7 protein-coding genes and 2 pseudogenes are annotated in these 7915 nt (G+C 63.6%); 6 read left to right on the top strand and 3 right to left on the bottom strand.

The window, feature by feature from the left end; translation table 11 throughout:
* Positions 1-195: 195 nt before the first annotated feature.
* A pseudogene (locus ACNA7R_RS17920) lies at positions 196-995 on the bottom strand (zinc-binding dehydrogenase).
* Between the two features lie 133 nt (positions 996-1128).
* Between ACNA7R_RS17920 and ACNA7R_RS17925 the strand changes: the two are divergent.
* From ACNA7R_RS17925 to ACNA7R_RS17935, 3 genes are all read left to right on the top strand, one after another.
* Entirely contained in the window at positions 1129-2253 is a 1125-nt protein-coding gene (locus tag ACNA7R_RS17925) for a Gfo/Idh/MocA family protein (protein ID WP_416284889.1), read from the top strand.
* Between the two features lie 437 nt (positions 2254-2690).
* Positions 2691-2930, top strand: a complete 240-nt coding sequence (locus tag ACNA7R_RS17930; protein WP_416284890.1) for a PRC-barrel domain containing protein — start codon at positions 2691-2693, stop codon at positions 2928-2930.
* An 86-nt stretch (positions 2931-3016) separates the two neighbouring features.
* Positions 3017-4201 carry a hypothetical protein gene (locus ACNA7R_RS17935; protein WP_416284891.1) on the top strand — a complete coding sequence of 395 codons (1185 nt, stop codon included), beginning with the start codon at positions 3017-3019 and terminating at the stop codon, positions 4199-4201.
* A gap of 262 nt (positions 4202-4463) precedes the next feature.
* On the opposite strand, the gene ACNA7R_RS17940 is transcribed toward ACNA7R_RS17935, so the two are convergent.
* Positions 4464-4901, bottom strand: a complete 438-nt coding sequence (locus ACNA7R_RS17940; RefSeq protein WP_416284892.1) for a cyclic nucleotide-binding/CBS domain-containing protein — start codon at positions 4899-4901, stop codon at positions 4464-4466.
* 75 nt (positions 4902-4976) lie between these two features.
* Here ACNA7R_RS17940 and ACNA7R_RS17945 point away from each other — a divergent pair.
* A pseudogene (locus ACNA7R_RS17945) lies at positions 4977-5140 on the top strand (integrase core domain-containing protein); the annotation flags it as partial.
* 86 nt (positions 5141-5226) lie between these two features.
* The gene (locus ACNA7R_RS17950; protein WP_416284893.1) at positions 5227-6192 is read left to right on the top strand and encodes a C-terminal binding protein; all 966 of its coding nucleotides are present in this window, start codon (positions 5227-5229) and stop codon (positions 6190-6192) included.
* A gap of 48 nt (positions 6193-6240) precedes the next feature.
* Here ACNA7R_RS17950 and ACNA7R_RS17955 read toward each other — a convergent pair whose 3' ends face one another.
* Complete coding sequence (locus ACNA7R_RS17955; RefSeq protein ID WP_416284894.1) at positions 6241-6492, bottom strand: hypothetical protein; 252 nt, start codon at positions 6490-6492, stop codon at positions 6241-6243.
* 121 nt (positions 6493-6613) lie between these two features.
* Between ACNA7R_RS17955 and ACNA7R_RS17960 the strand changes: the two genes are divergently transcribed.
* On the top strand, positions 6614-7846 hold the full coding sequence (locus ACNA7R_RS17960) for an HD domain-containing protein (RefSeq protein ID WP_416284895.1): 1233 nt from the start codon (positions 6614-6616) through the stop codon (positions 7844-7846).
* Positions 7847-7915 lie beyond the last annotated feature (69 nt).

Consider the following 7915-nt stretch of genomic DNA (forward strand, 5'->3'; position numbering starts at 1 on the left):
CGAGGGGTGTTTGCAGCGGCCGCGACAGTTGCGACGGTCGGGGCGCTCGCACTCGGCGTCGCCCTCACCGGACGCAGCCGCTCCGACTGATCGCGGTACACGCGCCGATACGGAGCGCCGTCGTCCGGTACCGGTGATCGCTCGAGGGAAGCGCGGCCACCGAGAACACGTCGGACGACGATCGACGGCCCTCCGCTACGGCTCGAGGACGACCTTGATGCAGTCGTCCTCCTTGTCGTTGAACCGCTGGTACATCTCGGGGCCGTCGTCGAGATCGCCCGTGTGTGTGATGATCTCGGAGGGGTCGATCTCGCCGTTCTCGATCGTCTCGAGCAGCTCGTCGAGATAGGCCTGGACGTGGGTCTGTCCGGTGTTGATCGTCAGGGCCTTGTTCATGATCGGGCCCATCGGCGCGTCGTCCATCCCGTCGATGTAGACGCCCGGGATCGAGAGCGTGCCGCCCTTGCGACAGGACTTGGCGGCCTGCTGGATCACGTACGGTCGGTCGGGCTCGTCGGGAACGGTGTCGACGCAGGTCGAGTGAGCCTCGGAGCCGACGGCGTCGATACACCGGTCGGGCCCATAGCCGTCGGTCGCGTCCATCAGGCGATCGTAGACGTCCTCCTCGGAGTAGTCGATGGCCTGGGTGTCGGCGTAACCCCGGGCCATTTCGAGGCGTTCGGGAATCCGATCGATGGCGATCACCTGATCGGCGCCCATCATCCAAGCGCTCTGGATGGCGAACTGGCCGACGGGGCCACAGCCCCAGACGGCGACCGTGTCGTTCCGACCTCGACGACCTCGCCCATCGGCTCGTGACCTAAGATGTCGCCCTCTTGCATCCCCGGCATGAAATCGTTGTAGAGGTGGAGATCCGAGCCACAGATCGCCGTCGCGGTGATCTCGACGATCGCGTCCGTCGGTTCCTCGATCTCGGGCTTGGGGACGTCGTCGACGCGGACGGCCTGCTCGCCGTGCCAGCGGAGCGCTTTCATGACGGCTCAACGCTCACCGACCGTTTCAGTAAAAGCGTGGCCTGTGCTCGCAACGGGCGCGCGAGCGAGCCGATCGCCGGAAAACCGCCGCGAGACGGAAACTTCTAACTACATCTGTGGTGAACGGTCGCGCATGACCCTCGAAGTCGGCGTACTCGGCTATCGGTTCATGGGGAAAGCCCACGCGAACGCACTAGCGCGGCTGCCGATGTTCTTCCCGGACGCCCCGGACGTCGAGCGAAAGGTCCTCGTCGGCCGCGACGAGGAGGCTCTCTCGGAGGCCGCGGATCGGCTTGGGTTCGCGGAGACGGCGACCGACTGGCGCGAGGTCGTCGACAACGTCGACGTCTTCTACAACCTCGGGCCGAACCACGTCCACGCCGAGCCCTCGATCGCCGCCCTCGAGGCCGGGACGCCGGTCTTCTGCGAGAAGCCCCTGGCCCCGACCCTCGAGGAGGCCGAGGAGATGGCCGACGCCGCACGCGAGGCCGGCGTCCCGAACGGCTGTGCGTTCAACTACCGGTTCGTGCCGGCGATCCGATATGCGAAGCGGCTGATCGACGACGGCGAGATCGGCGAGATCCGCCACGTCCGCGGTCGGTACCTCCAGGACTGGCTGGTCGACCCCGAAGCGCCGTGGGCCTGGCGCCTCGACGAGGAGATGGCGGGTTCGGGCGTGCTCGGCGACCTGGGCGCTCACACGGTCGACCTCGTACGATTCCTGGTCGGCGACGACGAGCACGCAGGCGACATCGAACGCCTTAGCGGTCATCTGCAGACGTTCGTCGACGAACGACCCGTCGAAGGGGAGGAGGACGAGACTCGACCCGTCACCGTCGACGACGCCTACTCGGCCCAGCTCGAGTTCGAAAACGGCGCGATGGGCACCCTCGAGGCCACGCGATACGCGACGGGTCACAAGAACGACCACACGATCGAGATCCAGGGCAGCGAAGGCAGTCTCCGGTTCTCCCTCGAGCGCCTGAACGAGCTCGAGGTGCTCCGTCGGGGCGAGAACCGCGGCTACGAGACGATCCTCGTGACCGACGCCGACGACCCCTACGTCGACCACTGGTGGCCGCCGGGCCACGTCATCGGCTGGGAGCACACGTTCGTCCACGAGAACTACGAGTTCCTCAGCGCGATCGATAGCGATGGCGAGTTCCAGCCCAGCTTCGAGGACGGGCTGGCCGCCCAACGTGTCCTCGCGGCCATCGAGGACAGCGACGAGCGCGGCGAGTGGGTAAGTCTCGGGTAATCGCGGTTCGCCGTCTGCCCCATCAAGCTCTTCGAGACATCGGGCGAGTACGAGTGTTCCGAGTGAGTGACTGGCAAGGCGGATGTCGGCCGTCGGTCGCCGCTCGTGATACTCCCGGATGAGGGGGGCAAGTTTCGGACCGTTTCGCTCCCCAGACACTCCTCGACGTAGCTGATGCACTCCTTGGGACGATTCTCCCACCCGATCGCTACGGCGATCCTGCTGATCCGCTTGAGAGTGCGCTGTTTTGGCCACCGAATCTATCGCAATTACTCGAGTGTTCGACAGTCGTCCCATGGTGTGACTTAGTGTACCGTTCGGCAACCAGACCGACTGGAACTACCAGTTGAATTTTCGATACAGAAGAGGAGCGGGAATTGAGTCACTGGCATATGGAGGTGATTCCTCTTAGTCAGTGCTCACTGACGGACAACTGTATGTGCGCTCAATTCACAAGCGATGATGAAGGAAAACGGGTCGTCAACGCAGACGGTGACGAAATCGGTATCATCGAGACCGTTGAAAGAGGTAACGCCCACGTCAATCCCGATCCAGGGATCGCAGACACTATCAAATCGAAGCTTGGGTGGGGCGATTCTGACGAGGAGAGTTACGAACTTACTGAGCGAAACGTCGAGACGATTACGGATGATGAAGTCCGATTAGACCGGTTGTGAGTGTTCCGAGCAGATCGTTGTCTGCCTTCGGACCAGAGGCTGGATTGTAATCATCGCAGACCACAGCGGCACGAACGGATCGATCCATGAACGAGGAATACGACACCCGAGTGACGGAGATTCTAGACGAAGCGAGCGACGAAAGTGGGACGCTGCTGACATCGACGGAGACGCCAGATGGCACCGGACACAGCCTTATCGAGGTTGCGAAGGAAGCTGACGGGTTCGTCGCGTCCTCGGAGCCAACAGAATTACTCGAGGCCGTCGGCCTCGGGACGCTCGAGGACGGATCAGAAGCCGAGTCCGTTTCCGAGGCGATCACGAAGGGCGATCCCGAACGCGTCGAGGATCTCCATCGGCTGCTGTGCCTCGCGAAACTTGGCGACCGGTCGGACGAGGAAACACTCGAGGACGCAACCGGCGGGATCCGTGAGGCAATCCGGCAGACGCAGTCGGAAACTGACGGATACGACACCCGAGTGGCGGAGATTCTGAACGAAGCGAGCGACGAAAGTGGGACGTTGCTAACATCGGCGGAGACGGCAGATGACGCCGGCCATAGCCTTATCCAGGTCGCGAGGGAAGCTGACGAGTTCGTCGCGTCCTCGGAGCCGATGGCATTGCTCGAGGCCGTTGGCCTCGGAACACTCCCGGACGGATCGGAGGCCGAGTCCGTTTCTGAGGCGATCGCGAAAGGTGATCCCGAACGCGTCGAGGATCTCCACCGACTGCTGCGCCTCGCAAAGCTCGGCGACCGGTCAGACGAGGAGCAACTCGAGGACGCGACCGTCGGAATCCGTAAGGCAATCAATCAGGCCCAGTCGGAGACGGATGAGACGATGACGGAGGACACTGACCAAGACGAAACCCCGGATCGGAACGAAACTGAACAGAAGTCGGCAGCCGACGACGAGAGCGAGACAGAAGCCGAGGACGGTAACGGCGAGGACGCTGACGATCTCGGGGATCGTCTCCGCGCAGCGATGAGTTCGTCGTTGGAGGAGATCAGCGGGATCGGAAAAATCAAGGAGCAACTCGAGGGGACGACGACAGACGACGAGGACGATGTGGACGAGATGGAAGAGGCCGACGAGGGAAGTGACGAGGACGACGAAGACGATGGTGGACTCCTCGGGCTGGGCGACAACAGTGGTGGCGGACTCGGCTCGAGCGGTTCGTCTCATCACTCGACGATGGCGCCGCCGCCGTCCGAACGGGCGGACATGCATGCCGTCAAGCGCTACTCGACGATGCCGAAACGAAATAAGTAGCAAGAACGGCCAGTCTCAGAGAAGGACCGCCATAGCCGGCGACCAGGCACCATTTGCAGGCTGGAGCACACTGAAGCCTTGTTCGAACGGCCGTAGATGGTCCTGGAGGTCCTGGATGTCGACGCGCGTGATCTGACGGTCTATGCAACGGCTGCGACTTGGGTCGTACAGTCCACGAGTCTCCAACCGACTCGAGAAACGGGCTAGCTCGCTGCACGCCGCTGCTCAAGCACTGCAGCAACTCGTTAGCCGTGAGGGGATGTCAGGAGCCGTCCGGACTGCTAAGCTCGTTCCGAGATCTGAGAATGTTTCTCCGAAGCCGGGGCAAATAGTGAGCTAAATTAGCTGTTGTCACAATCCCTACAAGCTCATCGGTATCCACGACTGGGAGGTGTTGGATTGAGTGCTCTCTCATCAGTGTGGCCGCATCACGGATCGATTTGTCGCTCGTGACTGTGACTACCGGTGTCGACATAAACGAACCCACGGTGAGGGACAAGAGATCTGCATCAACAGTGACCTGATACATAATATCGGATTTAGTAACAATACCCAGGATATCTTTCGTCTCCGGAGAAGTCACGACTACGGATCCAATATCGTCTGCCGCGAACATTCTTGCAATGGCGCTAGCCGTCGTGTCTTCGGTGGTAGTTCGCACAGCCCGTGTCATTACGGATGCTGTGGTTTGTTCTATCATGGTAAGGCTACAGCGCAGAAGCGGTTAACTCTTGCTCGAGAGTCGTAGAAAGGGAAATTCGGCCGCTCACGAATGTACTTTCATACTCTCAAAATCGAGTCGACCGCTTCCATAATTCGTGGGTGGGCAGTCGGGAAAGCGCACGCGAATGGATTGAGCAGTTCGTGCATTATTATAACCGCCAAAGACCGCATCAATCGCTCGACGGAAAAACGCCGGCTGAGAAGGCGCCGAACTAGACAGTGCCCTCCAGTCAAAAACATATACGAACGTCACCGCAGCCGACACGCCTATCGGCGGGACGCGCGAACGAGTCGACCGACCGATGACCGACACGATTCTCGTCACGGACTTCGACTTTCCCGACCTCGAGATCGAACGCGGCGTCCTCGAGGGGCGAGACGTCGACCTCGTCGCGGCCGACGCCGAAACCGCCGACGGGGTGATCGAGGCGGCCCGGGAGGTAGAGGCCGACGCGTTGCTCGTCCAGTACGCGCCGGTCGATCGTGACGTCCTCGAGACCCTCGACCTCGCGGCCGTGGGGCGATACGGGATCGGCGTCGATACGGTCGACCTCGAGGCCGCCGCCGCCGAGGGCGTCGCCGTGGTCAACGTCCCCGACTACTGCGAGGACGAGGTGCCGAACCACACGATCGCGCTCCTGTTTTCCTGCGTGCGCAAGACCGCGCTGTACGACCGTACGATCGCCGAGGGGACGTGGGACTGGACGGTCGGCGCGCCGATCCACCGGTTAGCGGGCAAGACCCTCGGCTTCGCGGCGTTCGGCTCGATTCCTCGAGGGATCGCCGAACGGCTCTCGGGGTTCGATCTCGAGTTCGTCGCCTACGACCCCCACCAGTCCGCCGCCGAACTCGCCGAGCACAGCGTCGAGAAGGTGTCGTTCGACGGGCTGCTCGAGCGATCCGATATCGTCTCGGTACACACGCCGCTGACCGAGGAGACGCGGGGGCTGTTCGACGCCGAGGTGTTCGCGGCGATGGCCGACGACGCCGTCCTGCTCAACACGGCCCGTGGCGCGGTCGTCGACGACGAGGCGCTGGCGACGGCCCTCGAAGACGACGAGCTGGCCGCTGCGGGGCTGGACGTGCTACCGGAGGAGCCGCCCGAGAACTCGCCGCTGGTCGGCCGCGACGACGTCGTTCTCACGCCCCACGTCGCCTGGTACTCCGAGGAGTCGATCGTCGAACTCCGAGAGACCGTGACTCGGGACGTGCTACGCGTACTGGACGGCGATCGGCCCGAGAATCCGGTCGACGAGAACGTTCGTTGAAGGACGGCGCTCGAGTCGACTCGGCAGGTCGAACGCTCGCTCGGGCGATTACTCCGCGTCGACTCGGATCACGGTGTGAATCTCGTCGTAGCGGACGCTACCCTCGTCGACGGGCTGGTCGTCGAGCTCGAGGTAGGCGGGCTCGACGCCCGTCACCGTGCCCTCGATGTCGAAGTCCTGGCTATCGTCGGCCCACTCCTTGCTCTGGACCTCGACGACGTCACCGACCTCGACGTGTTCCCGCACCAGCTGTGCCGCGCGCTCCTCGTCCGCGTCCGGCGGAATCGTGAGTTCGGTCATCGTACTCGAACCGAAGACGGCTACGGATAAAGTATTGCTGTCGTCGTATTCAACGCCGACGACGGTTCGATGGTGGTCGCGGTCCGACGACTTTTGTACGAACGCGGCGAAAAATCCGGTAATGAAGACCATCAAGGACAGCGTCCACGACCACATCCGGGTCGACGGCGTGGCTCGAGCGCTGCTCGACACCCCCGAAGTACAGCGCCTCCGTCGGATCGCCCAGCTGGGTACCGTCTCGCTTGTTTATCCGTCCGCTAACCACACGCGGTTCGAACACAGCCTCGGGGTCTACCACCTCGCCTGCGAGGCCCTCGAGGGACTCGGCATCGAGGGGAAGCAGGCCGAGCGCGTCCACGCCGCGGCGATGCTCCACGACGTCGGCCACGGCCCGTTCAGCCACAACCTCGAGTCGCTCACCCACCGCCGAACGGGCCGCTACCACGACGACGTGTACGACCTGCTCGCGGACGGACGGGTCGGCGACGTCCTCCGGGACCACGACCTCGAGCCCGAGGCGGTCGCCGGACTGGTCGCCGGCGAGGGGCGGTTCGGCCAGCTCGTATCCGGGGAGCTCGACGTCGATCGGATGGACTACCTCGTGCGCGACGCCCACCACACGGGCGTTCCCTACGGGACGATCGACCACGGACGACTGGTCCGGGAGCTGACCTTCACCGACGGCGAACTCGTCCTCGACGAGGGCAACGTCCAGACCGCCGAGAGCCTGCTGGTCGCCCGGGCGCTGATGAACCCGACCGTGTACAGCCACAGCGTCGCCCGGATCAGCAAGGCGATGCTCCGGCGCGCGGCCGAACGGCTGCTCGAGGCGCCGGAGGCGGGCGTCGACGCCGAACGGCTCCAGCGGATGGACGACTACGATCTGACGGTTGCGCTGCGCAACTGCGAGGCGACGAGCGCCTTCTCTCGACGGCTGGACCAGCGCGACCTGTTCAAACGCGCCGTCTGGGCCGAGATCGACGATGTACCTGGCGGGATCATCGAGTCCGATCACGGGACGATCCGCGAGTTCGAGCGTGAGATCGCCGACAGGGTGGACGTCGATCCGGCCCACGTCATCCTCGACGTGCCGGGGCGTCCCTCGATGACCGAGTCGACGAGTCGCGTGTTAGTCAACGGCGAAGTGCGACAGCTCGGCCAGCAGTCGCCGCTGGTCGAGGCGCTGCGGGCCGCCCAGTACTCCCAGTGGCGACTCGGCGTCTACTCGCCCGCCGAGCTCCGCGACCGGGTCGGACGGGCCGCCGTCGACGTGCTCGGGCTCGACATCGACGGCGCGCTGGTCACCGAGGTCCGGGCCGGAGCGGAGACGACCCTCGACGAGTTCGTCGACTGATACGGTTTACTGTAAGTCATTACCGGCGCAACCGCGACCCGTGTGGCGGTTGCGCCGGTAAATCGTTAC

Origin of the sequence: Natronococcus sp. (genome assembly GCF_047921035.1) — an archaeon.
Lineage (GTDB): Archaea > Halobacteriota > Halobacteria > Halobacteriales > Natrialbaceae > Natronococcus.